Source organism: Desulfurellaceae bacterium (assembly GCA_021296095.1).
Taxonomy (GTDB): Bacteria; Desulfobacterota; Binatia; order Bin18; family Bin18; genus JAAXHF01.
Genome location: JAGWBB010000071.1, coordinates 4,316 through 4,860 on the forward strand (window position 1 = coordinate 4,316; position 545 = coordinate 4,860).

1 protein-coding gene is annotated in these 545 nt (G+C 64.4%); it reads right to left on the reverse strand.

What is annotated here, in order from left to right; genetic code table 11:
- A partial coding sequence (locus tag J4F42_16020) for an MFS transporter (protein MCE2487022.1) occupies window positions 1–455 on the reverse strand: 455 nt, incomplete at its 3' end.
- Between the last annotated feature and the right edge of the window lie 90 nt (window positions 456–545).

Genomic DNA, 545 nt, shown 5'->3' on the forward strand with positions numbered 1-545 from the left:
AGGGTTTGCAGCGAGGTGCGCTCGTCATAGTCCTGGGTCAGCTCGGCCACCAGGGCCTGGTGCGGAATGGCAAACAGGGTCATGGCAAAACGCGTGGCCGAGGCAGAGCCCAGCAGCCACGCGAACAGCCCGGCCTGGCTCAACCCCCGGGGCGGCAGAAACACCGCCACAAAACACACCGCCAGCGGCAGGCCGGCGGCATACATGAAAGGGTGGCGCCGGCCGAGTCGAGACCGGAAGCCGTCGGACCAGACACCGACCGCCGGATCGGTCACCGCATCGATAAGCAGGGCGACGAACAGCGCCACGCCACACAGACCGGGATCGAGTCCGACAATCTGCTGATAATAAAACAGCAAAAAGAGGGTAAATGCGTTGGTCTTAATGCCTTCGGCGGACAGCCCGAAGCCGTAGGCGATCTTGACCCTGTGGGACAGGCGGCCTGGGGCGTGCATATCACGAGCCGGGCGTGCTCAGCCCAGTCCAGCGCCGGTAGTCCTGCGGAGTATCGATATCGGCCACAATGCCGGGGTCGTCGAGCGGCA